Source organism: Paraglaciecola polaris LMG 21857, assembly GCF_000315055.1.
Lineage (GTDB): Bacteria > Pseudomonadota > Gammaproteobacteria > Enterobacterales > Alteromonadaceae > Paraglaciecola > Paraglaciecola polaris.
In genome coordinates, this window is sequence record NZ_BAER01000045.1 from 37,693 (window position 1) to 64,672 (window position 26,980).

Sequence of the window (26,980 nt, forward strand, 5' to 3'; positions counted from 1 at the left end):
AATGTGCTTAGCTGATAAATCGGGTGACACATTGCAAAACGCAAAGTGAATTAAAAACCTAAACCATGACAATGGTTTAGGTTTTTTTTGGTGCAAGTTTTGATTCCTTGGTGCATAAGTCGCATTGCTTGTATTTTATGCATGGTGTAAAGCCTTTAATTTAACGGCTTGTTTTTTAAGAGAATAGTGGCGCCTTTTTTGCTACATTTCCGTCCCTTCTATAAATTGTTATTGGTATTGAGATGCTCCAACGTTTTTCCCGTTTATCAAACGCGTCACTGGCAGTTATTTTTGCGATTTTTTGTTCTTCTGTATCAGCCGAAAAGGTCATCTACGATACCGACATGGGTATTGATGATTGGTCTGCTATGTTGGTGGTGGCGAATCACCCTGACATTGAATTGCTTGGCGTGACGTCTAATGGCGTTGGGGAAGGGCACTGCGCTGAAAATATGGTGAATATTCCAGGGCTGCTTGCGCTGTCAAACTCACCAGACGTGCCCTTTGCTTGTGGCGATCATTACCCGATTGATGGTTATTTTGCCTTTCCAGGGCCTTGGCGTCAGCAGGCTGATACGCTTTCAGGGGTGCCGGTACCAAAAACAAATCGCCAACCTACTAACATGGACTCAGTAGAGCTTATTCATCACTTGCTTAGTCAACAAGATGAGCAAGTGGTATTACTCAGTGCGGGCAGCTTAACCAATATTGCTCAGTGGTTGCATAAATACCCAGACGATATGCCTAAAGTGTCGCGACTTGTGATGATGGGCGGCGGCTTTGATGCGCCCGGCAATATTATCGTGCCGGGTTTTACGGGGGATCACCCTAACAAAAAGGCAGAATGGAATATTTACGTGGATGCAGTGGCCGCAGAGCAGGTTTTTGCCTCTAATTTGGCCGTTGAAGTTGTCGGATTAGATTTAACCAACCAAGTAAAAGTGACCCCCGAATACGCCAAACGTTTTAAAAGTGAAGTCAGAACGCCAGCTGCTAAGTTCTGGGACAAAGTGCTAGATGACAATGACTGGTTTATCGAGTCAGAAGAATACTACTTCTGGGACGTACTCGCAGCGCTTGTGGTAGTTGAGCCAGAGCTATGCCAAGGAGAGTTGCAATCAGTCTGGGTGGAATTTAGTGAAGTAAAATCAGGGGGTAAATGGACAGACACCAGCATGCCAAAAATCACGGAAGCAGGCAAGACGCGCTCACATTACGATCCTGCTACTTTCGGGATAACGCTCATTGGCGGAAATAATCCAGCGGTTAAAATATGTCGCCACACTGAGCCCCAACGTGCATTCGATGCGTTAATTGAAATACTCAATGTTGAACGCCAATCAGATATTCAGCCAATCTAAATTGTTTGGGGCATGCTGAGTAACCAAAACCATGCCCCCAATAAACCTAAGTAAAGTCAGGAATATCTTTGGCTAACTTTTCTGCTAGTGGCAAGGAGATAGACACTGAACTTAAGGTGTTTTGATGAGAGAGATCTAATGACTGATTTGGTGTTTGTTTTTTAAAAAAGCCTTTATCTCGCAGTTTAAATACCCGAGTAACCGTGGGTAGCAAGCTGTTTTCAGCAAGCCATAGTAAGCCTGCGGTCACAGGCCCGCCGGCCACTAAACCTAAACCCAAAAAGCCAATGCTCAATGCAACCTTTTTGATACCACCGTCTTGCTCGTCATTTTCAAAATGTACCGACAGGGCTTTAGAGTATTTTAATGAAACCTCTTCGACTAGCTTTGCGTTTGCTTGGCCAGCGAAGAACTGCTCCATTGCATCCTGATATTCTTTTTGTACGCCTGCCACATCACTAAAAGGGTCGACTAACGTTTTCCATAGTTGAGGGCGATCAAAGCTTAATTTTTGCGGTATTTGAATTGAAGGGATATTAATTAGTTCGGACTGTGTGGGCTGTCCTAGTTGAATTAAATCGGCAAACGCATGGCTATAGCGGGTTTCAACTAAGATTTTACGCTGGCTAAATTGCGCGCTTAGGCATACTGCAAAGTTATAGTGATACGCTTCACTGGCCAATCCCATTAGCTCGTTTATTTTTTCCTTAGCATTAGAGTCATCGCCTAACACTTTTATGCATGCTTGCTCCCAGCGAGTCCGCGTTGCCTCTTTGTCAGATTTATTTTTCAATGTATATAAATCAAATACGCGTTGAAAGTCATCATCAGTAACCGCCGTCATACCTAAGTTTTCAACATATAATTGGCGACTGCGACACAACATATTATCAAACCCATGACTAATATGTTTTTTCGGCCAAGGGATGAAATTATCGATGCGTTGCAACCCTGGTTCCCACTGTTTTAGCATGGTTCGAAGCGCAGGCCACTCGGCACTTTTTTGTAATCTTTGAAAGCTTTCAACACCCTGAGCGGACATTTTCTGCGCTACGTCTAAAAGAGAACCGCTGCGGGACATGATTTGTACAAAGTTTGCTTCGACTAGTGCTTTTAGCGGGGACGAGGTCGGGTAAAGTAACGCGTGGCGTGCAAATGGATGATTTAACAGATATCCGTCATTGATAATGATTTTTTCGCCCAGTAAAGCCTTACGGATCAACATCTGATTGAACTGCTGTTGGCCCATCTCAATGTTCCATGGATAGCGTTGCACCACATCGTCTAAGGTGCCTAAATAAGTTAGCGCTTGCTGCACAGTGAAATTACTCGCCTAAAACCAAAATAGAATATCAGTGTAACCTTATTACCTACTGATTTTTATAGCTTAATTTAAATTCTCACAAAATGGAAAGTCGTCAGGATTACAGCTAATTAGGGTCGTTTAGATGACTGCCCCACCACCAAATCAAGCAAATCCATCAACTGCTGAGTTTGTGGGGGTGTGATCCCAGGGAACTTGCACAGGACTTTGTCTGGAATATCAGTGGCTTTAAGCTTCAGTGTTTGTCCAGCGTCACTCAATTTCAGCAAGCGCTTTCGTTTATCTTTTTCGTCTTTGATGACGCTAAGCAGGCTTTTGTCCGACAGCTTTTTCAATATTTGTGTCATTGCACCGCCGTCAATGGCGGTGTGCTCTATTAGCTGGGCGATTGTGATTTCATCTTTTTCCCATAACGCCATCATTACAACGTACTGGGGGTAGGTTAAGTTCAACGCTAATAGTGGCTCACGATAAGCCCGAGCAATGTTGTTTGACGCCATATACAGGCGATGGCACAACTGGTTTTTTAACTGTAAGTTTTCAAAAGACATAAGACACCTCCGAATTCATTTTAATTTGCACGCAAAGTATTTGCAATTGATAAATGTTGGGTTTAATATTTTGCATGCAAAATAATTTCAACATTAAATCTGGAGTTCACTATGAATGTATTAAAAAATGTAGCATACACAGCCAAAGCAACTGCCACAGGTGGTCGTGAAGGTTCTGCAAAATCGGACGATGGTCGTTTGGATCTGAAACTATCAACGCCTAAAGGCTTGGGTGGCGATGACGGGCAGGGCACTAACCCAGAACAATTGTTTGCCGCAGGTTATGCTGCTTGCTTTATCGGGGCACTCAAGGTCGTGGCAGGCCAAGCAAAAATAGCACTGCCCAGTGATGTATATATCAATTCAGAAGTCTCTATTGGCGGCATTGAAAATGGTTTTGGTATTGCAGTAAAGTTAGCAGTCTCGATAGGGGACATGGACAAAACCCAAGCTAAAGCTTTGGTCGAAAAAGCCCACCAAGTATGCCCCTATTCAAACGCTACTCGCGGCAATATAGAAGTCGAGATATCCGTACTCTAATATCAAGCGTTAATTGTAAACGGCAGCCCTGAATGTAATCAACAGGGTTGCCACGACTTCAATGCTCTAGCTTAATTTGAATTTCAAGATAAGGTTATTAAGGCTATCTGCAAGAGTGGCAAGTTCAACAGTAGCAATGTTACTTTGACTAGCCCCAACCGCTGTTTGGTCAGCTAAATCACGGATATTGACTAAATTCTGATCTACCTCTTTTGCGACCGTCGCTTGTTGCTCAACGGCACTGGCTATGGCCAAATTTTGCTCATTAATCTGGCTGATAATATTGCTTATATGTTGCAATGAAGCACCGGCTTCATTTGCGACGGTTAATGTCTGGTTTGCACGTTCATTACTAAGCGCAGTTGCGCTAACAGCCTTTTCGGTATCGCCTTGTGTCAAAGCAATCATGTTTTCTATTTCTTTGGTTGATTCCTGTGTGCGATGAGCCAATGCGCGGACCTCATCAGCAACCACAGCAAAACCACGACCGGATTCTCCCGCGCGAGCCGCTTCTATTGCTGCATTAAGAGAAAGAAGATTAGTTTGGTCAGCAATAGCGCGAATGACATCGAGCACTGAGCCAATCCCCTTCACTCGAAAGGCCAAGGTATCAACCCCACTCTTAGTTGACTGAAGTTCATTCACTAGCTCATGAATAGTATCAATGGTTTGTTGTACATTTTTACGACCGGCAATTGCGGATGTATTGGCGCTCTCCGATTCGTTGTAGGTGAAATTTGAATTTCGAGCGACTTCCTCTATTGCGACGGTCATTTCGTTCACTGCGGTTACAGCCTGCTCAAGTTCGCTTCCTTGTTGGGTAATATTCATAGACGACTGCCGCGTTACTACGCTTAACTCTTCTGAAGTGGAAGCCAACTGGCTAGATGAATCCGCAATAGCCTGTATTGTTTGTTTTAAATTTTCCTGCATGTCGGACAAGGCTCTAATCATATCTGCCGCTTCGTCATTGCAATTATCATTGAAGATCTGGCTCAAATCCCCTTTGGCAATATTTTGTGCAACTTCTACTGCTTGGTTCAATGGTAATATAACGGAGCGACTGAACAGAATTGTTAGAATAACAGTCATAATTAAGGCGATTATGATAACAACTACCATCCACATACGATTAGATCCAAATGTCTCCTTTGCTTTAATACTTGAATCATCAGCACGACTTTTTTGGAAAGCATTTAGTTCATATAACACCTGTGTTATATCACCACTTAATTCCAAAAAACCTTGCTCTCTATATGCATTCGCCTGTTTAAAATCACCTTGTTCATACATGGCGATTAATTTTTTATGCAGAACAACATACCTGTCTACACTATTGTCCATACGTATTAACAGCTTTTTGGCTTCTTCAGCTGTGGCTAGGGCGTGCATTTTCTTTTTTGATGCCATAAATGACGCTTGCACATTACTCAAACGCTGGAGAATCGGCTTTTTTAGAGAAGGATCGTGAGCATAACCTAGGTTCGCGGTTTCTAAACGAGTCAAGAGAAAGTCACGTTGCATATGACTAATTGTCAATAGGGCGGGTATTCTATGCGAAGTAATTACACTAATGTCTTCATTAAGCCAATTCATCTGATAAATCCCAAAACATCCCAACCCTAAGGATATCAATCCGAGCAAGCCGAAAGCCAATAGTGACCTTGCTCCTATACGTATTTTGCGAATCATTATTCGTCCTTTCTCTCTTAATCAATAATTTAATTACGAAACTTTACAGGAGTTAGCCTGACATGAAGTGTGTGTGGTTTTATATCGCCGCCTGTTCCAATTGAGGAGATAAAACCCTTTTGAAGGATCGTTACGCAGCCCATCAACGCGCCAATCATCTAAAATATGACAGGTTAGTGGCAGGTCATCGGAGGAGTATGTGTAATACCCTATTGACGTACTAATTTTTAAATAGGTGTTTACGACTATGATTCTCAGGTATCAGCTGCGGGAAATAGAATATTAAACATTAGCCCACATCAATATATGAGGTAGCATATGTAATCCACGGTACTAAATACCACATGATATAAATCAATCAAACGAAATAATTAAGAACTGTTAGAATAAAATATTCTTGATTTTTTGTGGGATTCAAGGTAATTTTTTTACCTGGGTAAAATATAAGCAATAACGAGAGTTAACGAGCTACTTTGCTAATTTTTTGCACAAAATTAAGCTTAAGCTTTGGTCGAAAAAGCCCACCAAGTATGCCCCTATTCAAACGCTACCTGCTGTAATATAGAAGTCGATATCTCGGTTATTTAGCTCTTTGCGCAGCCGTCATAAAAAAAGCCAGCTTGTACTCGCTGGCTCTAGTTATACCTCGGGTGGGACTCGTGTTCATTTACGCTCACTTTATCGGCGTTTTAAAATTTTAGTTACCAAGCAAATATGGCCAAAAATAAACACAGCTACTGGCATTAAACACCACAGTTTTTGCATGAAATCTTGCCCCTAATGAGTTGAAATACATTGTTGAGGTTAATGATATTTAAGCAACTTACAACGACTGCTTCGCGTTCGTTTTTTGCTTATCTATCAGGCTAGTTGATTGCTTAATAACAGCTATAACGATTTGCCTTTGATTAAGTGTTAGGCAAATAATGGCTGATACATTCCCCAAAGCGCCGGAAATTTGTGATTATAAAGCATCAAGAAAAAATCGCCTCAGTGGAGATTATTCAACGCCAGTTTGAGGCACTCGGTTACATTTGCAGCTCGTCAGTAGCTACTGCCATTTATTTAGCCTGTCATTTACAAAAGCCCATTCTCATTGAAGGGCCTCCTGGCGTGGGTAAAACCGAATTAGCAAAAATTACCGCGGCCTATCTGAATGCGCCACTGATCCGCATGCAGTGCTACGAAGGGCTTGACGAGTCAAAAGCATTGTATGAATGGAAGTATGGTAAACAACTGCTTTACACCCAAGTACTGAAAGAGCAGTTGGGGGATGTGCTAAGAGGTGCGCGGGGATTGGATGAGTCTATCGCTCGGTTGCATGATTTTGGTGACATTTTTTATTCACAGGAATTTTTAGAGCCCAGACCCTTACTGCAAGCCTTACAGAGTGAAGGTGGCGCGGTGTTATTGATCGATGAAATTGACAAAGCGGATCAAGAGTTTGAAGCGTTTCTGTTAGAACTGTTGTCGGATTATCAGGTGTCTATTCCAGAAATAGGTACGGTGAAAGCGAAATCGACACCCATAGTGATGCTAACCAGTAACAACACGCGGGAGCTCGGCGATGCTTTAAAGCGCCGTTGTTTACATCTCTATATTCCTTTTCCCGATGCCGCTTTAGAAAGCCGTATTTTGGCGACCCAGGTTGAAGGTTTGGATGCACAGTTAAGAGAGCAAATAGTGGCACTGATAGCGGAGCTAAGGAACTTGCCTTTGAAAAAATCGCCAGCGGTCAGTGAAACCATCGATTGGGCAAGGGCACTGCTGTTGCTCAATGTAGAAACGCTAGACCCTACGTGGGTAAAAGAGACCTTGAACTTATTGTTGAAGTTTCAGGATGATATCGAATTAGTTGAACCCGAAATTGCAGCTTTGTTGAAGCGGGTATCTTAGGTGCGTTTTGTTGCCGACTTTATTGGGGCATTGCGTGAAGCGGGATTGCCCGTGTCGCCAGCAGAGTCTTTGGACGCGCTCAACGCTATCAAGTTGTTAGGACTCGAAAACCGTAAAACGACCAAAACAGTTTTGGCTTTAACATTGGTTAAACGCCAGACAGATCAAGTCATTTACGAGCAATTGTTTGATCTGTATTTCACCGGTGTTGAAAAAGTTAAGCAAACGGATAGCGACAAGCTTTTGCCTGAAGAGCAAAAAAACACGAGCGAGGCGGGCTTAGGCGAAAATGAGCAAGAAAGTGGCGCTGACGAGTACGCGGCTAGCTCAGCGTTGGGCCAGTCACTTAATCAAAAGCAAGATATGAGTCTGGCGATTGCCCAAGCTGCTTTGGCGGAGAAACTGTCTTCCATCGTTTTATTTACCCAAAAAAATCATTTCGCTTACAAAATCATGCAACGTTTGGGGGATGAGGCACTAAGCGCCGAAATCCGCGCAGATGCTAGCAGCCCTGCACAGAAGGATTTACAGCGTGAATTAATAAAATCCCGAGCACGTTTGCTTGAGCAAGTTAAAGATTATGTGGAACAGCAATATATGATTTTTGCGCGTCACAAAGGTCTGAAATTTCGAGAGGAGCACCTACAGCAAGCAAAGTTAAGTCAACTTGAGCATATTGATTACACGTTAATGCAACGCTTAGTGCAACGAGCAGCGCGTAAATTAGCGACTCAGCATAGTCGGCGGCGATTAACACGTAAGCGTGGCTTGTTAGATGTGCGTAAAACGATCGCTGCCAATGCCGCTTTTGACGGTGCACTTTTTCATACGCGCTGGAAGGCAACACGCGTAGATCGGCCTAAAATTGTCGCAATCTGTGATGTCAGTGGTTCAGTTAGCCGTGTTGCACGTTTTCTTTTATTATTCTTGTATTCGTTGCAAGACGTTATACCGAAAGTCCGTTCTTTTGTTTTTGCTTCTGAGATGGTCGAAGTGACACAACTATTAGAGCAAGAAAACATTGAGTTAGCGTTGGAAGAAATAATGCAGCGCTGGGGTGGCTTGTCTACGGACTACGGTGAGGCGCTCGCCGGTTTTCAAGAGCAGGCATTGGCAAGTATCGATAAAAAAACAACGGTTATTTTGTTAGGTGATGCACGCAATAACCAAGGCGATGGTCGAACCGACATTTGGCAAAAGGTCTTTCGTCAAAGTAAGCGGGTATTATGGCTTAACCCCGAACAACGCAATAGTTGGGATTCTGGCGATTCAATTATGTCGCAATATTCACCTTGGTGCTCCAGTGTTGAGCCCTGTCGAAACCTAAAAGACATTGAAGGTATCTTTAGTCGGCTTTTGAAATATTCCTAATACCCGCAGGGCGAAGCCGTGAGCGAAATTCTCGTGGTGTCACATCGGTAATCGATTTAAAAACCTTTGAGAATGAGCTGATATCTCGATAGCCCACACCCATGCCAATGGTTTTAATACTGTCATCGGTATTTCCTAAACGGTGTTTCGCTGCTTCCACTCTAAGTCGCTGAAGGTAGCGAGAAGGCAGCTCCCCTGTTGCTTCTTGGAACCGACGGATGAAGGTACGTCTGCTCATACCTATCTGTTTTGCGAGGAGCTGTAGCTCAACGCTTTGCTTAAAATGTTCGTCTAGCCAGTCCTGTGCTCGGTGAATACCCACATCTCTGTGCTGGCGAAAACCAGCAATGTTGATCAGGTTTACATCGTACGTTCGGCGACTATCAAAGCTGATATCTCTGGCTAAACTTGCGGCGATTGAAGGGCCACAGAACTTCTCCAGTAGATGCATGCTTAAGTCTAGCGAGGCATTTTGACCATTTGAGCTATAGATACCTGCGTGCTCTACACTGGCTTGGTTGGCCTGCCATTGCACATTTGGGTATCGCTGTTCAAATTCCCGCAAGTGACGCCAATAAGTTGTTGCACGTCCTCCATTAAGTAAACCGGCCTCTGCGGCCCAAAAGATGCCGCTGTTTATCCCAGCGATACGTGCACCATTTGCGTGTTGCTTGGCCAGCCAAGGTGGAATTCCTGGGTATTGCTTGGTCAGCTGTTCGAAATCACCCCAATAATGCGCCAGCATAATCAGATCATACGGGGCTTCGCCTATTACCACATCGCCGTGGATAGATTGACCACCATAAAGCTGCACCGCAGTTCTGTCTGCGCTGATCAAGTCGCAATGAAATTGACGGTTTTTTGCTTGGCGTAAATTTGCGCTGTGAAATAACTCCAGTGAGCCATAAACGGTAGACGCCCAAGCACCATTAAAAATTAGTAGGGCCACTCGCCATTTTGCATCCGGCACACTATTTCCTTCTCTTTGATTATTTTGGCACATATGCCGTATTAAGTGGCATTTTACCCTAAGTACAAGGGAAGGGAAGGGGCGTACAGTAGTGACTTACTTGGGGTGAGTCCCGAGATGAACAATTGAAAGAGGAAACACTAAGTGGATATTACCTTTTCGGCTGAGGAATTGGCCTTTCGTGACCAAGTACGCACATTTTTGTCTGAGAATTGGACTGAAGATTTAGCCTCTCGAATTCGTGGTGAAGATCAAGAATTTAAGGCTGCTCAAATTGAGTGGCAGAATAAACTGAACGATAAAGGTTGGTTAGCACCAGGTTGGCCTGTTGAGCACGGTGGCGTCAACTGGTCAGTGACAGAAAATTTTATCTTTGAAACCGAGCGTTCTTTAGCGGGCGCCCCTGATGTCGTGCCGTTTGGCCTGAAAATGGTAGCGCCGGTTATTTACGGTTTTGGCAGCGAAGAGCAGAAAAAACGCTTCTTGCCACGCATTCTTAAAAGTCAAGATTGGTGGTGTCAGGGGTATTCTGAACCTGGCGCGGGTTCAGATCTTGCTGCGCTGAAAACCAAAGCGGAATTGGACGGTGATGACTACATAGTTAATGGTGCCAAAGTGTGGACCACTTACGCCCAGTACGCAGATTGGATTTTCTGTTTGGTACGTACGGATGCTTCTGGTAAGCGTCAGGATGGCATTACTTTCTTGCTGATTGATATGAACAGCCCGGGTATTACGGTTAATAAAATTTCATCAATTGATGATCATCACAGCTTGAACGAAGTGGTTTTTGATAACGTTCGAGTACCGGTTGCTAACCGTATCGGCGAACAGGACAAAGGCTGGACTTACGCTAAGGCTTTATTGGCTCATGAACGTACCTCTATTGCAGCTGTTGCTGATTCTAAGCGCCGCTTGCGTGACTTGCGCAAGTTACTCAGTGATGAAATCAGCGGTGGTCGTCCGCTGCTGGAAGATACTCAGTTCCAAAATCGCCTATCGAATACTGAAATTGAGCTGATGGCTTTAGAGTACACCGAATTGCGTGTACTGGCGTCAACGGCAGACGGTAAAGGGCCAGGTGTGGAATCCTCTTTACTAAAAATTAAAGGCACCGAAATTCAACAAGCTATTCAGCAAATGTATATGGATTTGGCAGGTTACTACAGCGGCATTATCCACGGTGAAGAAAATGCTGAAACCATAGGCCATGCCTTTGGTCACGATGCAAGAAAAGCGTATATGTACGGACGAGCAGCCACAATTTACGGTGGTTCAAACGAAGTACAGAAAAACATTACTGCCAAATACGTGCTGGGACTTTAATCATGAATTTTAACTTATCAGAAGAACAAAACATGCTCAAAGACAGTGTTGCGCGCTTTGTGCAAGACGAATATGACTTTGAGAGTCGCCGAGCGAATGCCGCGAGCGAGTTAGGCTTTAATCCTAAAAATTGGCAAACCTTTGCTGAACTCGGCTGGCTCTCTATTCCCTTCGACGAAGCCCATGGTGGTTTTGGCGGTGGTGCAACAGACGTTATGGCCGTGATGGAAGAAATGGGCAAAGGCCTAGTCGTGGAGCCGTTTGTGGCCACAGTATTAATGTTCGGTGGTTTATTGAATAAAAGTGCTAACGCCGCTTTACAAGATACCTACATCGAAAAAATTATCGATGGTTCACTGCAAGGTGCATTTGCTTACTTAGAACGCCAAAGCCGCTTCGAATTGGCAGACGTAAAAACACAAGCAAAACGTGACGGAAACGATTTTGTACTCAAGGGTGAAAAAACCGTTGTGTTCAACGGTGCAGCTGCCAACAAAGTGGTGGTTTCAGCGAGAACATCTGGCGAGCAGTGCGACGAAGCGGGCATTACGCTATTTTTAATTGATACTGACGCCGCAGGCGTAGAGCGCACGCCTTATCGCCTGATGGACGGTCAATTGGTAGCGAACATCAAACTAAACGATGTACGTGTTGCAGCAGACCATGTGCTAGGTGACGTTGATAACGGTTACCCCATTATGGATGCAGTGGTCGGTGAAGTTATTATTGCTTTGAGCGCTGAAGCTATGGGTATCATGCAAAAATTGAATACCACCACCATTGAATACACCAAAACTCGTCAACAGTTCGGGGTGGCTATTAGTAGCTTTCAAGCGCTGCAGCATCGTATGGTGGATATGTTTATGGCAGGTGAACAAGCCAAGTCCATTTTATATCGCGCCGTATGTGCAGCAGAAAGCGGCGCCGATGATTTGGCCAAAAATATTGCCGCACTAAAAGTGATGATCGGCCGAAACGGTAAATTGATTGGCGACGAAGCTATTCAATTACACGGTGGTATGGGTCTAACAGACGAGCTAGATGTAGGCCATTACGTTAAACGCCTAATGATGATCAACACCACCTTCGGTGATGCTGATTACCAGCAACAGAAGTTTAATCGCTTGGCGTATACGGATTAACCGTTAACACATCAGCCGATGTCCCGTCCTAGAATAAGTTGACGGTTTTAAGCCAGCATTTTTTGCTGGCTTTTTGCTATTAGGGGATGACTACTCAGTTTGCTCTAACACCATATGTTCCTTTTTGTCGCTACTGGCGTTCGCTTGAAATGACTTCTAACCTCTTTATATGTTTAGCGCTCACGTCATCATCAAAAGGAAGCTGAAAGATGAATAAACGAACTTACGAACTGCCAGAGGCCTCAAGTAACTATTTTTTACGTCGGGGGTTAATTGTAATAAGTACTGTTGTTTGCTGTCTTGCTTTTACAGGATGTGATTCTTCGCCAGAAGACATTAAAATATCCGCCCCAGTAGTTGCAACATTTGAACACCTTGAAGAATTATCCCCTAAGGTATCGATACACAATTTACAACCAATGTTTAAGGTGGAGGCACGTGGATTCACTGCCGTGGATGAAACAGGTTGGGACTGGGCTGGATCGGATGAAATATACGCTGTATGGCGAGCCAATGTGATTGTTTCAACTCTTATCCAAGGTGACGTTGACAGCGGAGAGTCTTTTGACTTTCACCCGCTGCAAACTTGTATATATCCGGTAGCTGGAGATGCGCTATTAATTGATGGTCGATACGGAGGGGCTGATTCAGGTTGGATTTGTAAGGACGAGGGCGCAGCGAGTCCTATACAATTTTTCGTTAATTTCTATGAGGATGATAGCCCATGGACCCATTTTCCGTTTTGTTTCTCAGGTAGTATTGTTAAAGATTGTGAGGACCAATTTGTGGGTAAATATACGGGTAATTGGAATACCGAACAGTTAATAGAAATTTTACCTGTTGTAGGGGCTGTGCAAGATTTTACTGTCCAATTGGATCCGTGCGAAGGGCCGGCTGTGTGTGGTGATGATGATTTTTCACATTATGAATTTCATTTTCGCATCACCAGAATGGCCGACAAAGAAGTCTTGAGGCGCCATGCCCTTGAATAAGTTATTGGTGTTGGGGCGGTGTCGTTAAGTTTGCCAGGACGTCACTTATTAGTTTGTATCCTTAGGCGGTAGTCATGATCTTGGCTTGCAAAAAATCAACAAATACACGTACTTTTGGCGGTAAATATGAGCGACTCTGATAGACCAGCTAAGCGGCAGTATCGAATTCAGTTGCGGTGCATGCGTAATCAGGGAACAAGTCCACAAGTAGTCCGTTATGTATCTCATCTTGACACAGCCAGTCGGGTAAAAGAGCAGGACCAAGGCCTGCCACAGCGCAAGCTGTCATGGTGAGCCCATGGGAAATCAGTAAATGCCCAGTCACTGGCACTTCCAGCATATTATTGTGCGGATCGCGAAACTTCCATGTGCTGCGATACCCAGGCATCGAAAACAACAGACAGTCAAGGCCACTTAAAGCCGCAGGATCTTTCGGCTGACAATTCATTTTAATCTACATAGGGCTTGCACAGAGGTGAAATCGCCTTGAAACCAATTTATGTGATATGAAATCCCCCACAGGTTGTTGCCCGAAACGGACAGCAACATCGATTTGCTCCTTAACGAGATCCACATGGTTGTCCATCAATAGTAGTTCGAGTGTCAGGTCGGGGTACAAAGCGCGAAATTCTGGCAAAATCGGCGCCAAGACTCTTTGCCCAAAAGAGGTACACGCGGTTATTCGTAATGTACCTGTAGGTAAGCTAACCAGATCTAAAGCAGCTTCAGTGGCTCGGTCAAATTCACCCATGAGATCTTGAACGCGAGAAAAATACTTATTTCCCGCTTCGGTAGGTGAGAGTTTTCGTGTCGTTCTTTGGAACAGTCGGAAGCCTAATTGCGACGCTAAACTTGCAACAGTACGAGAAATCGACGAAGGGTCAACGTTGCGTTGACGGGCAACAGCAGCAAAGCTACTACGTTTCATAACATCTACAAATACCCGCACAGATTCAAAATCCATTCGTGCGTTCCATACACTAAAGTGATGGATATAGGTGGGTTTATCTAACGATCAACAATGGTTAAGCTCAAATAAATGAAATGGCTTTGCTGCCGCCATACACGTTTCAACCATTAGGAAAATATGATGAGCATTGGCATGCAGATGAAGTACATGCTTATATTATGGAAGGTGAAACTGATTTTTTCGATGCCAAAAGTGGTAATAGAACGCAAGTTAAAGCAGGAGATAAGATCCTGATCCCTGCCAAGGTGGTGCTCGCCGAAGGGGCAGTGAAAGAGCGGGTCGTGTATATCCTTGCCCTTCCAAAGCCACTACCGCGAGAGGAGTTCCTAGCCATGCATGAATCAACAGAGCTCAGCGTATAATTCTACCTAGTTGCCACCAGCGTAAGGTATTGAAAGCCAGACTAAATAAGCTGGACTTTGAGCGTTTGGGATGTGCGATTTAGTTTATTTTGATCCGTTGATTTCTAAAAACTCACACCTGCTGTCACTCTTACCGTGCGCGGCTCTATAATGTGGTAATGCAGATCATCTACCCCCTGAGCAGCTTCTCCAGCTAATCGAGAGGCATAGAAATAGTCAATATCGTGGACATCATTATCAAATACGTTGAGCACTTCTAGCTTCACATTGTACGCGCCCCAGCTTTTACCAAGCAAGGCATTCACTACGGTAGAGGAGCTTGAGCGGACACTATTATCTTCTATTAAAGGCCGCTCAGCGAAATGTCGAACTCTTATACTGCCATGACTCGTCGCATCAAATTCTGCGCTTATCCCCACTTGTAATACTTGGTCGATTGCACCTGGGATTTTATTGCCATCAGGTCGATTATCCGAAAATTCGGAATCTGTCATGGAATACTCCATGTCTAAAACTATTTTTTCGACCAACTGATAATACGCGGTGAGCTCCAATCCCCTGCGTTTACTCGGACGACTCGCTTCAGTATTCCCAGCATCACCCACAAACACCAATTCACTGTTCAAAGATAACTGCCACAATGACAACGACGCATTTAGCCTGTCATTGACATCTACGCGAAAGCCCAACTCAGCGCCGTTAGAACGAACTAACGCATTGACTGGAGTGATGCGCTTACCGTTATTTGGGTCAATTTTTGTCGTGGTGCCTCTGGCATCATTAGAATGAAATCCTTGCCCAGCCGCAATGTATACCTCGAATAGATCATTTAACTGATAGGTAACACTACCTTTGAGTGACACCAGAGTATCACTTTGAATGCCATCGTTCTGGCTGAGATCAATATCATGAATGTTGCGGTTAATTAAACTTGTCACATCAAAATCAAAATAATCGTAGCGAATACCAATGTTCGTACGTAGGTTAGGCGTCACATCAAAGATGTTGCGCACGTACACCGCTGCGCTGCTTTCTTTCACCGCATCACTTCGAACTGCGCCTCGCCTGACTCGCTCGGTGGTTTTAAACAGAGCGACTTCTTGAATATCGTCCACGCGAGTTTCAAAACCAAATGTCGTCCGCGATTGCTTATGATCTACATGGTAATGCCCCTGCGCACCATAAACATTGCGTTTATCCACCTGTTCGAACTGATCTCCATTGACTGGATCGTCAAGAAAATAGGTAAAGTTAGAAAATAAATCTAGGTCGTAATTGATAAAATAGGCCGATAATGACCCCTGCGCAAAATCCCAACCGGCACTAAAACTGTAACGACTAGAATCGCCACCCAGCGTTTTATCAATTGAGCCGAGTGCATCAATCATTCCGGCGGTTACAGCCCGACTTGGTATCTGATCTGCACTGTTCCAACCGTTTTCATATGCCATAATCGTAAAAGACAACTGCCCGTCATTTAACGGTTGAGTATGTTTAAGTAATGCATTGATTTTGTTTACGTCTTCCTCAATATCTTGCCACGGACCTTGGTAGACCTGCTTCTCTAGGCCGTATAACAAGGTACCGCTAGCCAGGTTATCAATACTATCTGCGACTAAAATACGTGCGTATTCGTCTTCTCCTAAAGTTAGGCTAGCAATACCCTTTTCTAAACGGTTTGGCGTACTAAAAAATGCACTACCTGCGCCTGAAAAATCCCCGATTTCTGTAAAATAAGGACCTTTTTTATACGCCAATGTTTCCACTAATTCCGGAATAACAAAGTTTAAATCGGTGTAACCTTGCCCGTGACCATGAGTACGCATATTTACTGGCATCCCATCAACAAATGTAGCGAAATCGGTACCGTGATCAAGGTTAAAGCCCCGTAGAAAATACTGATTGGCCTTGCCACTACCGCTGTGCTGCGTAGCAACCATACCCGGCACTAACTCCATTAACTCACCGGTACGCAGCAATGGTCGCAGTTTAATTTCTTGTTGCCCAACAAAGCCTTCGGAGGCAGAAATTGCCGCACCAATAAGATTAGAGGTGCGGCCTTTAACAGTGATCTGCTCTAACTCATCGTTAGCATAGGCAGATTCCATTCTCGTTAAAAAACTAGCACTTAAAGCGATTGCTAATGCCGATTTGTAAAATATATCCATATTTATTCCATTTTCAATGTGCCAGATGCAAGGCGTAAGGATTAATATCGATGCCTTATCAGAAAATTCTGAATGCCCACTTAATAAACGGGCAACCTTGTCATTCGGATGCAAGCGACTAAGTATTAAACGAAAAAAGAATAAGGATTGGTCGATATAGAAATAAAAAATCATAGGGAGGAATTGGGGTATACAATGAGAATTCGCCCTAATCATCCAAATAATCAGGGGTAGTGAGGCTGAAAAAAGTATTACTCATGCTTAAATCATCATGCGGACTGAATTTGAAGAAAGGTAGCTTTCTTTCTCGACTGCACCTTCTGAAGTCTCTCCGCGTATCGCTGGGAGCATCTGACTGCGTTCCAGTTGCCGATATGTCATAAGCAGCAGGGATAGCTTGGCACGCGAAGAGAATAGAAAAACAAAGCACCCGGAAGGGATAAACAGGGAAGTTAATACAAAGAAGGGAAATGGTGCCGACTACCGGAGTCGAACTGGTGACCTACTGATTACAAGTCAGTTGCTCTACCAACTGAGCTAAGTCGGCACACTAGAATCCCGCTCTAGGCAGCTATGTGCTAGAGCGAGGCGACATTTTATTGATTTCACTTTTGTTGTCAACCAAAAGATCTTATTTTATTTGTAAAAGACGCAATGCTTCGCTGTTTAGGGTCGGAAAATAGCTATTAGGCAACCATTTTTGCAATTTCTGCATACTTTCCCCCAGTTCGGCGTAATTATGTGCCGTAATATTTATATGCCCCATTTTGCGCTTGGCTCGAGGGGTTTTCATGTATCCATGCAAATGTGTTCTCGCGACACTTAGCATGTCTTTTGAGGGTAAATCGCAGCCAATTACGTTTAGCATTACGCTTGGTGCGATAACTTCCGTTGACCCCAAGGGTAATTCACAAATCGCTCGTAAGTGATTTTCAAACTGACAAGTATCTGCACCCTGCATGCTCCAGTGCCCTGAATTGTGTACTCGTGGGGCGATTTCATTGACCAGCAAGGTGTCGCCCATTTGAAAGAACTCAACAGCTAATACACCAATGTAATTTAGCTCATTGACTAGCGCGGTGAATATATTCTGGGCTTGGGCTGTTAACGCGGGCGTGATAGCAGGTGCCGGGGCCACACAGGTGTGTAATTGTCCTTGGTGGTGCAGATTTTCAACTAAAGGATACAAGGCAAGTTGACCATTTTTGCCACGGGCGCCAACTAACGACACTTCACGTTCAAAGGTGAGCATCTTTTCAACCACTAAGGGGACTTTTTTAAGATCCAGTTCAGCCAATGCCTGTTTTATTTCAGGCAACTGCTCTTTGCTTGATAAGCGCCACTGGCCGTAACCGTCGTATCCATCTCGGCTGGCTTTAATTATTAGCGTTTCGCCGAGTGTTGCAACAGCTTGATCAAGTTGGGCAATATCATCAACAATCACGTAGGGGCAATTAGCGATATTCAGCTTGTCTAATAAGGCTTTTTCTTTAACGCGATCGGCACCTGCTGCGATGGATTCGCTGCTCGGCATCAGCTTACCGCTGCGATTGACTTGCTCAAGCAATGCCTCGGGAATGTGTTCGAACTCGACTGAGATGGCATCTGCCGCTTCAATGGCAGTTTCAAGATGTATGTCTAGGCGCTTTTTATCCAGCGGATTGACCACTTTATGGTTACTTACGTCGACTGCGGACACTTCAATACCAAGCGGCACGCCAGCTAACGCCATCATTCTGGCTAATTGACCTGAGCCTAAGATCAGTACATTCATTCAGGCAATTCCAATGGGGGTTGAGCCAATACATCGGCAGTTTGTTGTTGTCTGAACTGAATAATAGCATCTCGTACGGTTTTGTCCTGAAGAGCAACCACTTGTGCCGCCAGTAAACCAGCATTGGCAGCACCAGCTTCACCGATAGCGAGCGTTCCAACAGCCACGCCTTTAGGCATTTGTACGATTGAGTAAAGCGAGTCAACACCGCTTAACTGACTGGAGCGCACAGGTACACCAAACACGGGCAGGTGCGTATGAGCAGCAATCATACCCGGTAAGTGGGCTGCGCCACCTGCGCCACCAATGATCACTTGATAACCTTTATCGGCGGCGGTTTCTGAGAACTCGGTTAATAACGCAGGGGTGCGGTGAGCAGATACAACTTGAGCGTGGTAACTGACTCCTAATGTATCTAACATTTTTGCCGCTTGGGCCATGGTAGGCCAATCAGATTTTGAACCCATAACAATAGCAACTTGAGGCATTTTCACTCCCACTTAACATCGGTTTTATTACGTCAACTCCCGGTTGTGTAAACCATTAATATCAATGGCAATAGACAACGAGAGTAGACTGGAAAATTTTGGAAACGGATTGTAGCCCAAATCAAGATGTGAGTCCTGCTTGAGCGTTAATCGAGCAACAATTCGTCATTAATTATTCAATTTAAATGCCCTTAACGCCTAAGCATTTGAGCTAGTGACCTTATATCTGGCTTTTGAGACGGCAAAGATACAAAGCAAAAAATCCGCTGTGGGCGAGCCAGCAGCGGATTTTACAATTTAGCTTGTTCTGCGTTGTTAGCTTTTTTGCTTACGCATCGCAGTAAAGAACTCGTCATTGGTTTTGGTCATAGACAGCTTACCAATTAAGAATTCCATGGCGTCAATTTCTGACATTTCATGGACAATTTTACGCAAGATCCACATCTTTTGTAATTCGTCTTGGGTGGTCAGTAATTCTTCGCGACGAGTACCTGAGCGGTTGTAATCGATAGCTGGGAAGACACGTTTTTCCGCAATCTTACGGTTTAGGTGTAATTCCATGTTACCAGTACCTTTAAACTCTTCGTAGATAACTTCATCCATTTTAGAGCCGGTATCGATAAGCGCTGTAGCGATAATGGTTAAACTGCCGCCTTCTTCGATGTTACGTGCCGCACCAAAGAAACGCTTCGGCTTGTGTAATGCATTGGCATCTACACCACCGGTCAATACTTTACCTGATGATGGGATAACCGTGTTGTACGCACGGGCTAAACGGGTGATCGAATCAAGTAAGATAACCACATCTTTCTTATGCTCAACCAAGCGCTTGGCTTTTTCGATTACCATTTCGGCTACTTGTACGTGACGACTCGCCGGCTCATCAAAAGTAGAAGCAATGACTTCGCCTTGTACAAGGCGTTGCATCTCGGTGACTTCTTCTGGGCGTTCGTCAATCAATAACACCATCAACAAACATTCTGGATGGTTTGCGGCGATAGATTGCGCGATGTTTTGCAGTAGCAGCGTTTTACCTGCTTTAGGCGGCGCTACGATAAGGCCACGCTGACCACGTCCGATAGGTGACGCTAAATCAAGAACACGGGCCGTGATATCTTCAGTACTGCCGTTGCCACGCTCCATGATCAAACGCTCATTGGCATGCAATGGCGTTAAGTTTTCGAACAAGATTTTGTTTCGCGCATTTTCAGGGCGGTCAAAATTCACTTCGCTAATTTTTAACAGGGCGAAATAACGCTCACTGTCTTTAGGCGGGCGAATTTTGCCTGAAATGGTATCACCAGTGCGCAAGTTAAAGCGACGAATCTGGCTTGGTGATACATAAATATCATCAGGACCCGCTAAATACGATGCGTCATTAGAACGCAAGAATCCAAAGCCATCTTGTAGAATTTCTAATACGCCGTCGCCGAAAATATCTTCCCCGCCTTTGGCGTGGGTTTTCAATATCGAAAATATAATGTCTTGCTTACGCGCGCGGGCCATGTTTTCTAGGCCCATTTTTTCGGCCAGTCCAACCAGCTCGCTGATTGGTTTATTCTTGAGTTCCGTTAGGTTCATATTGGTGGGTCTTTTTAAGCTTGAAAAATTCGCTGTAACAGCAAAAATTGATTGAATGGTTCAAAGTTATTTACTTTTATAAATCTCTGATTGGTACGAAAATACAGGTCTGTTCAGGTGAGAACAATGAAAATTTAGCACCAAAACTGCGGTACGTCTAGTGAAAATAGAGCTAAAAAAAGTATTACATTGAACACAGAGTAATCAAATTATAAAAAAGCCCGATTTAATCGGGCTTAATTTTACTATCTATAATTAGATGTTTTCGTTAAGAAACTCTTCTAATTGGCCTTTAGATAGCGCACCCACTTTAGTTGCTGCCACATTACCGCCTTTGAATAAAAGCAGTGTAGGGATGCCACGAATGCCATACTTAGGAGGTGTTTCGTTATTTTCATCGACATTTAGCTTGCCAACTGTTAACTTGCCGTCGAATTCGTCAGCAATTTCATGCAAAATTGGCGCAATCATCTTACACGGACCGCACCATTCCGCCCAGAAGTCAACTAGTACAGGACCAGTCGCATTGATAACATCTGCCTCGAAACTATCGTCCGATAACTGGATAATTTTGTCGCTCATTCTTTTCTCCGTCATTAATTCTAGCGCCGATATAATTCAGCGTGATCGTGATTGTTATATAGAAACTGTTTTTTAATGCAAGCACTGATAAGCTATAAGCTATGCAAACAACTCATTTAACCGAAACACATTTCGCGGACTTGCCAATCAATGAGCAAGTCGTTAAGGCGTTATCCGCCGCAAACTTTAGTCACTGCACGCCCATTCAAGCGTTAAGCTTGCCCCCTCTTTTAGAAGGGAATGACATAGCAGGTCAAGCGCAAACCGGAACCGGTAAAACTATCGCGTTCTTGGTGGCAACTTTTCATTACTTGCTAAGTAATCCGCAGCCCACTAAAAAACAACCAAGAGCCATTATTATGGCGCCAACCAGGGAATTGGCCGTTCAGATCTTTAATGATGCTGAACTGCTAAGTCAACACACTGGTTTGTCTCTCGGTTTGATTTATGGGGGCGAGGGTTATCAAAGTCAACGGGAAAAACTGCAAGAAGGTGTAGATATTATTATCGGCACCACCGGCAGGATCATTGATTATTACAAACAGAATATATTTTCGTTGGCCGGTATTCAGGTAGCAGTACTTGATGAAGCCGACCGTATGTTCGACTTAGGCTTTATTAAAGACATTCGTTTTCTATTTAACCGTATGCCTCAGCCCACCGAGCGTTTGAGCATGTTGTTCTCTGCTACCTTGTCCTATCGAGTACAAGAGCTTGCTTATGAACATATGAATAATCCGACCCATGTTCAGGTTGAGCCTGAGCGTAAAACCGGCACGCGTATTAAAGAAGAGCTATTTTACCCTTCTGATGAAGATAAAATGGCACTCTTGTTGAGCTTGATGGAAGAAGAATGGCCCGACAAGGCGATCGTTTTTGCTAACACCAAACACAGCTGTGAGAAAGTGTCTGATTGGCTACAATCTGACGGTCATCGTGTGGGCTTGCTAAGTGGTGATGTACCGCAAAACAAACGTCTGAAAATTCTTGAAGATTTCACTTCAGGAACATTAGACGTGTTAGTGGCTACCGACGTCGCTGCCCGTGGGTTACATATTCCTATGGTTAGTCATGTATTTAACTACGATTTACCTGACGACGCAGAAGATTATGTGCATCGCATCGGCCGTACAGGTCGTGCAGGTCATAGCGGCAGTTCAATTAGCTTTGCTTGTGAAAAGTACGCACTTAATTTACCGGCAATCGAAACCTACATTGAACATGCTATTCCAGTGACGGAGTACAAACCTGACGCGCTACTGCGTGATGTTGAGCCGCCAAAGCCGCGCCATAAAAAGCGTATGCAGAATGGCCGAAATCCACAGAAACGTCCATCGGGTTCACGTAATCGTAGAAAACCATGATTACCTCTACTCGTTTGCCACAAAGTCATCCTGAAGAGCTTTACGCTGCGGTTGATTTAGGCTCAAACAGCTTTCACTTAGTCATAGTGAGAGTTGTTGCGGGTAGTGTACAAATTATTGGCAAAGTGAAGCAGAAAGTTCGCCTGGCCTCTGGGCTCGGCGATAACATGATGCTTGACGACGAAAGTTTAGAGCGCGGCTGGCGCTGTCTTGAAACGTTTTCTGAACGTCTGCAAGATATTCCTCGGGATAATATACGTGTGGTGGCAACAGCTACTTTGCGGTTAGCCAAAAATGCCCAGGTATTTACCCATAAAGCAGAGCAAATTCTCAATCATAAGCTGGTCGTTATTAGCGGTGAAGAAGAAGCTAGGCAAATTTATTTAGGTGTGGCATACACGTCAGCTAATCAGGGCAATTCGTTAGTTATCGATATTGGCGGTGCAAGCACCGAAATCATTATCGGTAATGACATGGAGCCTATCCACCTAGTTAGTCTGAACATGGGCTGCGTGACGTTTACCGAGCGATATTTTGTCAATGACGTGCTCAGCGCTGCTAATTTCGAAGCAGCCGTGAGCGCAGCCAAAGAACTGGTTGATGGCGTAGCTGATAAATTTGTTAACTTTGATTGGCAGCAATGTTTAGGCGCATCTGGCACACCGCAAGCGATTACCGAGATATTGGTTGCCCAAGGCATAAGTGATGCAATTCGTTTAGATTATTTGTATAACTTGCGACAGCAATGTATCGACTGCGCCACCTTAGATCATCTAATTATTGATGGCCTAGAAGAATCCAGACGGCTTATTTTCCCCAGTGGATTGGCTATCCTTATTGCGTTGTTTGAATCTCTTGAAATCAAAAATATGCAAATTTCGGGCGGCGCTCTGCGCGAAGGCTTGATTTACGGCATGCTTGAAAATATGCAGCAAAACGATCGGCGTATGCAAACCATTCAACAGCATATGCAGCACTTCCATATCGATATTGAGCAAGCACACAGAGTGAAAGACGTGGCCTTGTTGTTGTATAACCAACTTAGCGCCCAAGACGATGTGGGTGGGGTCGATGGCGAAGCAATGTTAGTTGCCGCCGCCATGCTTCACGAAACCGGATTGCATATTGAATATAAACTGCATCACAAACATGGCGGGTACATTTTAGGCTACGTACCTATGGTGGGTTACACGAATTTACAGCGTGATGGCATTAAAACTCTAGTGCTCAATCATCGTCAGCATATTTCGCCTGAAATATTCGAGCAAAATCATAGTGAAGTGCGTGCAACGATGCGCAGCTTAGTGCGGGTATTGCGCCTCGCTTGTATTTTATCTATCCGTCGTAAAGACAATCTACTACCGGTATTTCGCTTAGAGATTGATGACGAGGAAAATTGGCACCTTATATTCCCCCAAGGCTGGCTCAAAGCTCATCCTTTAATTGATGCTGAATTAGCAAATGAAAAATGGCAACAGCATAAAATGGGCTGGCAGCTAAGCTGCGAATAAAAACGTTTCAAACAATCTACATAGGTGTTAGCGCTGGCAGGTATGCCAACGCCCTATGTCAAATACAAGTTCGCTCCATTAAAGCAACAAGTGGTTATTTCCCCCGGGCTAAAATCTGTGCCGCTTGTTTAGCGAAGTAGGTCAATATGCCATCGGCGCCTGCGCGCTTAAATGCTAATAATGATTCCATTATCACCGACTCTTCATCTAGCCAGCCCTGCATAAAAGCGGCCTTGTGCATAGCGTACTCACCGCTGACCTGATAAGCAAAGGTAGGCACATTAAACTCATCTTTACAGCGCCTGACAATGTCCAAATAAGGCATGCCGGGTTTAACCATGACCATGTCAGCACCTTCTGCGATATCCAAGGCAATTTCACGAATAGCCTCGTTAGAGTTGGCGGGATCCATCTGGTAACTTTTTTTGTTTCCGCCCTTGATATTACTTGCTGAACCGACTGCATCACGAAATGGCCCATAGTAATTCGAAGCATACTTAGCCGAATAAGCCATGATGCACGTATTGATATAACCGTGGCTCTCAAGTGCCTGACGGATAGCGCCGATGCGTCCATCCATCATGTCAGAGGGTGCGACTATGTCAGCACCCGCCTGAGCATGGGACAAGGCCTGTTTAATCAAGACTTCTATGGTTTCATCATTGAGTACATAGCCGTCTTCATTCAGTAGGCCGTCTTGGCCGTGTGATGTGAATGGATCGAGGGCTACGTCGGTAATAATACCCATATCCGGCACGGCACTTTTCAGAGCTCGCACCGCTTGTTGGGCTAGGCCGTCTGGATTAAATGCTTCGCTGGCGCATTCTGACTTTCGCTCTAGTGGTGTAACGGGAAATAAAGCCAGTGCCGGTATCCCCAAAGCATGCAATTCTTTGGCTTCTTCTACGAGTAAATCTATGGTTAGCCGCTCTACACCAGGCATAGATTCAATGCTTTCACGCAGGTTTTTACCCTCTAACACAAAAACAGGATAAATAAGGTCTTTGGCGCTTAAGCGATGCTCAGCCATCAAGTCCCTGGTGAAAGTATGACGACGCATGCGACGCATGCGGATATTTGGAAAAGCTTCGGCCATGGTTGATGTCCTATTAAGTTGGGGCTGTATTGTCTAGGTGTTTGGCGATAATGCAGTTTCGGCCATTATTTTTAGCTTGATAGAGCAACTGATCGGCAAAGCCAATCAAGGTGTCTTCGCTTTGCTGGGGATCCATTGTCGCACTGGCTACACCTATGCTGACAGTCAAGTCTATGGCCACTCCAGCACTGTATACTGGGTTATTTTGGATCTCTGCGCGTAGTTGCTCTAATAAATCTCTTGCCCCTGTTAAGTCAGTACTGGGCATGATGACAGCGAACTCTTCTCCACCGTAACGGCATACATCATCACTGGGGCGTTTTAGGGATTTTTTCAAGCGTTCGGCGACAAACTTAATGCAGTCGTCGCCGACTAAATGTCCATGCTCGTCATTCACGCGCTTAAAATGATCAATATCGATCATGGCAACCACTAATTCGGTGCGTTCCCGGCGGCTGCGACGTACTTCTGCAAGATATTTTTTATCGAAATAACGTCGATTACGAATACCGGTTAAGGCATCTAATGTGTTCTTTTCTTCTAGTTCACGATTAATTTCGGACAGTTCTCTAAGGGCAATTTCCAGTTCTAGTGTGCGTTCTTGCACGCTGTATTCTAATTCTTCTTGGGCGTTATTTTGCTGGGCAAGCACTTCATCCTGTACCGCGCGCATGTCGCGTTCTTTACGCAGGGCCTTTTTTTGCGCTCTGAACAACTGCTGGCGTTGATGATTCACACTAAGCGCCAGCATCAAGGCGAGTAAAAAAGTTTCTAAGATGACACCTAGCATCAACAAATAATGTGATGAAATATTCAATGCGATAATGTTTAGATGATCCAGACACGCTATCAGGCAACTGACCAATAATGGGGTCCAAGCGAGGGTGTAAAAGCGCGCTAAGTGTACTTTTTTATACCAGCACCAAATGCCTACTCCATAAATAAATATGCTAATGGCACAAAGGGAGTATAAAAAGGGCGTTAAAAACCAGACTTTAGGGATGAACAAACTGACCAGCAAGCTTATGGCAAATAGGATGGCCAACACATTGAGTACTTTGTGCAGGCGTTGGCTGACGTTTTTCACATCCAGCAATATGCTGGTAAATATGATGGCATAAAATACCGTGGCATTGGCCCAAATTGCCACGCTGTGACTTTGCATCCAAGGACTGTCTGACCAAATATACTTGTATCCCAGTCCTTGCATTGTTCCTAGCAAGAGGGCAAAGCTGAATACATAACCAGCATAAAGTAGGAATACTGGCTGGCGACTAATAATGAAAAAAAACAGATTACTCAGTCCCATGGCAAACAAAACGCCGAAGAACAACCCCATAAGAATACTGTGTTCGCCGTTGAATACTAAAAATCGTGACTCAGGCCAGAGATTAATCGGCAGTTGTAAGGTTCCTTCACTGCTAATACGCATCACTATACGTAACTGATGTTCATATTCCGGCAGCGGGAACAAGAAAGTTTCATAGGGTAAGGGGCGGGTATAAAACGGCTGAGTGTCACCGGTTTGATAGTGATCGAGTAACCCCTCCTTCTCCAAAAACCACACGGAAACATGGTCGATAAAAGGGTTATTTAACTCCAGCAACCAATGTTCGAATGGCTTAAGTGTCGGAAGGGTAAAGCTTAACCAATAAGGAACATCGGACATGGGCAAGCCAAATTGAAAATTGTCAGCCTGTGACCAGAGTGTGGTGTTGGCGTCGGGTAGGGTATTAATTTGATATTGCTGCTGGGCGTCTGGTAAATACAGCAAGTTGTTGTGGGACAATTGCACTGGCGTCTGCAGCTTTATCGATAGTACTGTGACCAAAAACAGCAAAATACAGGTGATGGATAATAACGGTATGGCACTACGTTGGGTCAGCACACTGCGAAATAACGGGGAGGTAGTCACCAAT

Annotated in this window: 21 protein-coding genes, 1 tRNA gene and 2 pseudogenes; 11 read left to right on the forward strand and 13 right to left on the reverse strand. The window is 44.4% G+C overall.

Translation table 11 applies throughout. The features are described from left to right. Nucleotides 1-242 precede the first annotated feature (242 nt). On the forward strand, nt 243-1,361 hold the full coding sequence (locus tag GPLA_RS09745) for a nucleoside hydrolase (protein ID WP_007104720.1): 1,119 nt from the start codon (nt 243-245) through the stop codon (nt 1,359-1,361). 46 nt (nt 1,362-1,407) lie between these two features. Here GPLA_RS09745 and GPLA_RS09750 read toward each other — a convergent pair whose 3' ends face one another. Both GPLA_RS09750 and GPLA_RS09755 read right to left on the reverse strand, forming a co-directional pair. Continuing rightward, a complete protein-coding gene (locus tag GPLA_RS09750) occupies nt 1,408-2,679 on the reverse strand; it encodes a hypothetical protein (RefSeq protein WP_007104721.1) in 1,272 nt (423 codons plus the stop codon). A 116-nt stretch (nt 2,680-2,795) separates the two neighbouring features. After that, entirely contained in the window at nt 2,796-3,236 is a 441-nt protein-coding gene (locus GPLA_RS09755) for a MarR family winged helix-turn-helix transcriptional regulator (RefSeq protein WP_007104722.1), read from the reverse strand. Between the two features lie 111 nt (nt 3,237-3,347). Between GPLA_RS09755 and GPLA_RS09760 the strand changes: the two genes are divergently transcribed. Beyond that, nucleotides 3,348-3,776: an organic hydroperoxide resistance protein gene (locus GPLA_RS09760; RefSeq protein ID WP_007104723.1), complete on the forward strand. Its 429-nt coding sequence runs from the start codon at nt 3,348-3,350 to the stop codon at nt 3,774-3,776. A 66-nt stretch (nt 3,777-3,842) separates the two neighbouring features. Here GPLA_RS09760 and GPLA_RS09765 read toward each other — a convergent pair whose 3' ends face one another. Then, a complete protein-coding gene (locus tag GPLA_RS09765) occupies nt 3,843-5,468 on the reverse strand; it encodes a methyl-accepting chemotaxis protein (protein ID WP_040514339.1) in 1,626 nt (541 codons plus the stop codon). A 507-nt stretch (nt 5,469-5,975) separates the two neighbouring features. Between GPLA_RS09765 and GPLA_RS23455 the strand changes: the two are divergent. The 3 genes and pseudogenes from GPLA_RS23455 to GPLA_RS09775 all read left to right on the forward strand — a co-directional run. Continuing rightward, nucleotides 5,976-6,056 (forward strand): annotated as a pseudogene (locus GPLA_RS23455) (Ohr subfamily peroxiredoxin); the annotation flags it as partial. Nucleotides 6,057-6,428: 372 nt separating this feature from the next. Then, nucleotides 6,429-7,364 (forward strand): AAA family ATPase, encoded by a 936-nt coding sequence (locus GPLA_RS09770; RefSeq protein WP_007104726.1) that lies wholly within the window; start codon nt 6,429-6,431, stop codon nt 7,362-7,364. Next, the gene (locus GPLA_RS09775; RefSeq protein ID WP_007104727.1) at nt 7,365-8,735 is read left to right on the forward strand and encodes a vWA domain-containing protein; all 1,371 of its coding nucleotides are present in this window, start codon (nt 7,365-7,367) and stop codon (nt 8,733-8,735) included. It abuts the gene before it with no gap. On the opposite strand, the gene GPLA_RS09780 is transcribed toward GPLA_RS09775, so the two are convergent. Beyond that, nucleotides 8,710-9,705, reverse strand: coding sequence for a GlxA family transcriptional regulator (locus GPLA_RS09780; protein WP_007104728.1), 996 nt, complete (start codon nt 9,703-9,705; stop codon nt 8,710-8,712). The genes GPLA_RS09775 and GPLA_RS09780 overlap by 26 nt on opposite strands. Nucleotides 9,706-9,849: 144 nt before the next feature. On the opposite strand from GPLA_RS09780, the gene GPLA_RS09785 reads away from it, so the two are divergent. The 3 genes from GPLA_RS09785 (at nt 9,850) to GPLA_RS09795 (ending at nt 13,165) form a co-directional block, all read left to right on the forward strand. Continuing rightward, the gene (locus GPLA_RS09785; RefSeq protein WP_007104729.1) at nt 9,850-11,031 is read left to right on the forward strand and encodes an acyl-CoA dehydrogenase family protein; all 1,182 of its coding nucleotides are present in this window, start codon (nt 9,850-9,852) and stop codon (nt 11,029-11,031) included. A 2-nt stretch (nt 11,032-11,033) separates the two neighbouring features. Further along, nucleotides 11,034-12,173 (forward strand): acyl-CoA dehydrogenase family protein, encoded by a 1,140-nt coding sequence (locus GPLA_RS09790; RefSeq protein WP_007104730.1) that lies wholly within the window; start codon nt 11,034-11,036, stop codon nt 12,171-12,173. Nucleotides 12,174-12,382: 209 nt separating this feature from the next. After that, nucleotides 12,383-13,165, forward strand: a complete 783-nt coding sequence (locus GPLA_RS09795) for a hypothetical protein (protein ID WP_007104731.1) — start codon at nt 12,383-12,385, stop codon at nt 13,163-13,165. A gap of 148 nt (nt 13,166-13,313) precedes the next feature. Here the strand turns inward: GPLA_RS09795 and GPLA_RS09800 are convergent. Beyond that, nucleotides 13,314-14,129, reverse strand: a pseudogene (locus GPLA_RS09800) (LysR substrate-binding domain-containing protein). A gap of 86 nt (nt 14,130-14,215) precedes the next feature. Here GPLA_RS09800 and GPLA_RS09805 point away from each other — a divergent pair. Next, complete coding sequence (locus GPLA_RS09805) at nt 14,216-14,497, forward strand: cupin domain-containing protein (RefSeq protein ID WP_153810553.1); 282 nt, start codon at nt 14,216-14,218, stop codon at nt 14,495-14,497. A gap of 104 nt (nt 14,498-14,601) precedes the next feature. On the opposite strand, the gene GPLA_RS09810 is transcribed toward GPLA_RS09805, so the two are convergent. The 6 genes from GPLA_RS09810 to trxA form a co-directional block, all read right to left on the reverse strand. Then, entirely contained in the window at nt 14,602-16,665 is a 2,064-nt protein-coding gene (locus GPLA_RS09810; protein WP_040514340.1) for a TonB-dependent receptor, read from the reverse strand. A gap of 471 nt (nt 16,666-17,136) precedes the next feature. Then, nucleotides 17,137-17,212 (reverse strand) — tRNA-Thr (locus GPLA_RS09815). An 84-nt stretch (nt 17,213-17,296) separates the two neighbouring features. Next, nucleotides 17,297-18,439, reverse strand: a complete 1,143-nt coding sequence (locus GPLA_RS09820; RefSeq protein WP_007104734.1) for a 5-(carboxyamino)imidazole ribonucleotide synthase — start codon at nt 18,437-18,439, stop codon at nt 17,297-17,299. Next, nucleotides 18,436-18,927: a 5-(carboxyamino)imidazole ribonucleotide mutase gene (purE, locus tag GPLA_RS09825; protein ID WP_007104735.1), complete on the reverse strand. Its 492-nt coding sequence runs from the start codon at nt 18,925-18,927 to the stop codon at nt 18,436-18,438. Before purE ends, GPLA_RS09820 begins: the two co-directional genes overlap by 4 nt. A 315-nt stretch (nt 18,928-19,242) precedes the next feature. Then, nucleotides 19,243-20,508, reverse strand: coding sequence for a transcription termination factor Rho (gene rho / locus GPLA_RS09830; protein ID WP_007104736.1), 1,266 nt, complete (start codon nt 20,506-20,508; stop codon nt 19,243-19,245). A 255-nt stretch (nt 20,509-20,763) separates the two neighbouring features. Further along, complete coding sequence (gene trxA, locus GPLA_RS09835; RefSeq protein WP_040514341.1) at nt 20,764-21,090, reverse strand: thioredoxin TrxA; 327 nt, start codon at nt 21,088-21,090, stop codon at nt 20,764-20,766. Nucleotides 21,091-21,191: 101 nt separating this feature from the next. Between trxA and rhlB the strand changes: the two genes are divergently transcribed. Then, nucleotides 21,192-22,454 carry an ATP-dependent RNA helicase RhlB gene (gene rhlB / locus GPLA_RS09840; RefSeq protein WP_007104738.1) on the forward strand — a complete coding sequence of 421 codons (1,263 nt, stop codon included), beginning with the start codon at nt 21,192-21,194 and terminating at the stop codon, nt 22,452-22,454. Further along, nucleotides 22,451-23,965, forward strand: coding sequence for a Ppx/GppA phosphatase family protein (locus tag GPLA_RS09845; protein WP_007104739.1), 1,515 nt, complete (start codon nt 22,451-22,453; stop codon nt 23,963-23,965). Before rhlB ends, GPLA_RS09845 begins: the two co-directional genes overlap by 4 nt. A 94-nt stretch (nt 23,966-24,059) precedes the next feature. On the opposite strand, the gene hemB is transcribed toward GPLA_RS09845, so the two are convergent. Together hemB and GPLA_RS09855 are read right to left on the reverse strand one after the other, a co-directional pair. Further along, complete coding sequence (hemB, locus tag GPLA_RS09850; RefSeq protein ID WP_007104740.1) at nt 24,060-25,061, reverse strand: porphobilinogen synthase; 1,002 nt, start codon at nt 25,059-25,061, stop codon at nt 24,060-24,062. Nucleotides 25,062-25,074: 13 nt separating this feature from the next. Beyond that, the gene (locus GPLA_RS09855; protein WP_040514356.1) at nt 25,075-26,976 is read right to left on the reverse strand and encodes a sensor domain-containing diguanylate cyclase; all 1,902 of its coding nucleotides are present in this window, start codon (nt 26,974-26,976) and stop codon (nt 25,075-25,077) included. Nucleotides 26,977-26,980 lie beyond the last annotated feature (4 nt).